The sequence below is a fragment of the Endozoicomonas sp. ONNA2 genome, assembly GCF_024606365.1.
Lineage (GTDB): Bacteria > Pseudomonadota > Gammaproteobacteria > Pseudomonadales > Endozoicomonadaceae > Endozoicomonas.
The window spans coordinates 1-3,363 of the sequence record NZ_JAHHPO010000104.1; the positions used below are offsets into that span (position 1 = coordinate 1).

A 3,363-nucleotide genomic window follows, 5' to 3' on the forward strand; every position below is an offset into this window, starting at 1 on the left:
CTCTTGACCAACGCCAATGTGCATGCAGGCAACCGGCACTGCCATTGATTCGTATAGACGGTATGAGACCACTTGTTGACGAATCCCATTATTGTCTAACCCTGATATTTAATGCCTGCCTTACTGGGGATACGGCCAAACTGAGAATGCTTCTGCGCCAGGACGAGACTTTGGTCAATCTGGCTTACCATTCGGTGCTTGCTGGTCATCCTGAACACCTGTTAGCTGTCGCCATAAAGAACGAGCATACTGATTTGGTCCGGTTCTTGATTGATTCCCATGCCGATGTCAATGCCGTCGAGTACAATGGTGAGACCCCCCTGCACATTGCTGCCCGGAAGCGCTGCACCGAGGTCTTTCAAATGCTGATCAGGGCTGGGGCGGATATCAATAACGTACTGCGCAGCGCTATCCGGGAGGGCGATGTTGCACTCCTTGGATATCTGATCAGCACCGAACCTGGCCAGCTTGCCCTTGATAACGCCCTGCATCTGGCTGCTGATAACGGCCATGCCGGATGCCTGAGACCGCTGATTGAAAATGGGGCAAATTTGAATGCCATCGATAACAATGGCGAAACAGCCCTGCATCTGGCTGCTTGTAACGGCCATACCGGATGCCTGAGACCGCTGATTGAAAATGGGGCAAATTTGAATGCCACCAATAACAATGGCGAAACAGCTTTGCGCTGCGCTGCTCGTGAAGGTCACACAGACATTGTCAACGCATTGCTACAAATTGAACCCTCCCTGGCCAAAGAGGTGGATGTATTTGGCAGGACGGCTGTCCATCTGGCTGCTGGTCAAGGCCACACAAAGGCCATCCAGACATTGCTGGCCAATGCCCCCTTCCTGGCCAAAGAGAAGGATAACGGTGGCCGAACGGCTCTGCACACAGCTGCTCGTCAAGGCAAAACAGAAGCCATTCAGACATTGCTGACCAATGCCCCCTCCATGGCCAAAGAAAAAGATAGATTTGGCGAAACGGCTCTTCACACGGCGGCTCTTCACGGCAAAACAGAGGCCATCCACACATTGCTAACCATGGTTCCCTCTCTGGCCAAAGAGAAGGATAAGTCAGGCCGGACGGCTCTCGAATTGGCTATCGAGCATGGCCGCAAAGAGTGCCAGAAAGTTATTGAAGACTTTTTTGGAGACTTTCCTGGAAAATATAGTGCCTGACCATCGGAATGTGTTTTACGATGATGGCCTGTTTGGCGTTAAGGTTGGCGCTCTTGCTTCGCTGTGGCGCATTAGGTGGTTCGGCTGCTGCCATGCAAGGTGTAACGTTCATCGCGGAAGTGCCGGTCAGTGCTGTAACGTTCCTTTCGTTGTGTCTCTCATAGTGCCAGCCCAAATAGCCAGAAATATTCGATTCCATATGGCCAGCTATTTAAGTTGTGAAAGTGAGGAACTTATTTTTGCAGGAGTAGTCTGAAGTTGTAACTCAATAATTCGACCATTCAGTAATTCAATGAACAGGACTTTTAACACAGGCCCAATTTCCGTTCCCGGGGCCTTCCGTTTTCCAAAAAATTTGGACAATTCGTTTGAAGAATCAACTGGTGCTTTCAGTCCATGGCCAGGTATGTCTCGTTTCGTACGGGCGCTGAACTCTCCTTCTCTGTGTTATGCCCGTCAATTTGATCAAGGCCAAAATAGCTTTTACCCTGTTGATCAATTTACTATTGCACCTTCTAATCCGGAAACCAATTTTATTTTATTTTATGATTTTGATGGCATTCAACCTGAAGAGTTGGATCGGTATTTAGACAAAAAAGATACAGAATCAGATGAGTTAATTTTTATGGACCTGAATACACATCCTCACCTTCAGGGATCATACTGCAGAGAATCATCTGTTGATCTTGCTCAGTCATCATCGCTTCCAGTGGCTATCATCAATAATCCGTTGAATAGAGACACTCAACGGCAAGTCGGCAATGATACTATTGATTTTATTGCTCATCAGTCGTCCGGTATTGGTGAGTATTTGCCCATCACACACAAGCTGACTCACTGGCCGTTCGATGAAGGACAGAAACCAAAGTGCTATAACAATGACAAGGAAACCATGCAGGCTAAAAAACATAAATACTATATAAAAAACAGGGAAGCCATACTGGTTAGACAAAAGAACTACTATATAAACAACAAGACCACTATTAAATTTAGAGTGGGTGAGTATAGATCAAAAAACAAGGAAGCAATAAAGGCTAAAAGACAGGACCACTATAAAATAAACAGGAACGCCATACTGGCTAGTCAACGCAAATATAGAATGAAAAACAAGGCCGCTATTCAGGCCAGGCAAAATGTCTACTATGCAGAACACAGGGATATCATATTGTCAAAACGTAAGGGCTATAGAGCCAAAAATGCGGATTCCATAGGGGCAGAACAGCAGGACTATGAAGCAAAATACCAAGACCTCATGCAGCTTGTAGGTGAGTCCTCCCATACTGCTTCGACCGAATTGTCCCCATCCCCCGCGTTTCAGTCGACAAGCCAAAGGAATAGTAACACTCCCGAGTGAAACCGTTTCATCCTGTGCGTGGTCAGTAATGTGCTCAACTGGCTTTTTTAACGAAACTCGCGAAATTTCCACCGTGCTAATAAATATGAGGAGGCGGTCCCTCTAATTTTTTTTTGTGTTCTTCCAAAAATGATATTCACTATCCATGCCTTCATTATTTTACCTCCCGGAATGAACTTCAAGGCTGTTTAACGGTCTGTGGTTTTATGAATACTAATACCGCTACCGTTTCCTCTCTGTACCCCATTGACACAAACCCATCGGGCATCCATGCAGGGAAAAAAATGGTTGAGGGGATTTCGGTTGTTGAACCGGAACAGGTGTCGCCTTTACTGGCATTGCCAAATGAGCTTCTGTTTGAAATTGCCAACTATCTTCCTTTTGGTGCTTTTTGTCGCCTGTCTATTACAAGTAGACGACTATCTATAGTTTTTAACACCAAAGAACGACTGAAAAAACTGGCTGATCATTATTATGGTCCTGCCGCTGCAGCGTATAGAGCAACAAATGAAAACAGGATTATACCTGCGGTTCCATCCCATGACATTAATGACCGTTTATCATGTTTTGCTTATTTTCGATGGATAAGCAATCAATACCTGGCTCTCCTTGGAAATAATGCCGGGGAAACCTGCGTTATGACCCTGAATGGGCATACTGACTGGGTAAACTCGGTTACGCCTTTGGCCGATGGTCGGTTAGCTTCGGGCTCTGATGACAAGACCGTAAAAGTGTGGGATCTGAGCAAGCCAGACGAGCAGCAATGCGTGGCGACGTAAGCGCTTATTTAAGGACGTCTTCAAAACCCATCACCTGTCTGCCACGCTA

3 protein-coding genes are annotated in these 3,363 nt (G+C 46.3%); all 3 read left to right on the forward strand.

Annotated features, from left to right (window positions below):
- The coding region (locus tag KDK14_RS01895; protein ID WP_257263324.1) for an ankyrin repeat domain-containing protein at positions 1-1,181 on the forward strand (1,181 nt) is incomplete at its 5' end.
- A gap of 292 nt (positions 1,182-1,473) precedes the next feature.
- The gene (locus KDK14_RS01900; protein ID WP_257263325.1) at positions 1,474-2,535 is read left to right on the forward strand and encodes a hypothetical protein; all 1,062 of its coding nucleotides are present in this window, start codon (positions 1,474-1,476) and stop codon (positions 2,533-2,535) included.
- 206 nt (positions 2,536-2,741) lie between these two features.
- Positions 2,742-3,314: an F-box/WD40 repeat-containing protein gene (locus KDK14_RS01905; protein WP_257263326.1), complete on the forward strand. Its 573-nt coding sequence runs from the start codon at positions 2,742-2,744 to the stop codon at positions 3,312-3,314.
- The last annotated feature ends 49 nt before the right edge of the window (positions 3,315-3,363 follow it).

Bases quoted from the DNA above. Each gene is read 5' to 3' on its own strand.
- KDK14_RS01900 (WP_257263325.1), top strand. From the start codon at position 1,474: ATGAACAGGACTTTTAACACAGGCCCAATTTCCGTTCCCGGGGCCTTC.
- KDK14_RS01905 (WP_257263326.1), top strand. From the start codon at position 2,742: ATGAATACTAATACCGCTACCGTTTCCTCTCTGTACCCCATTGACACA.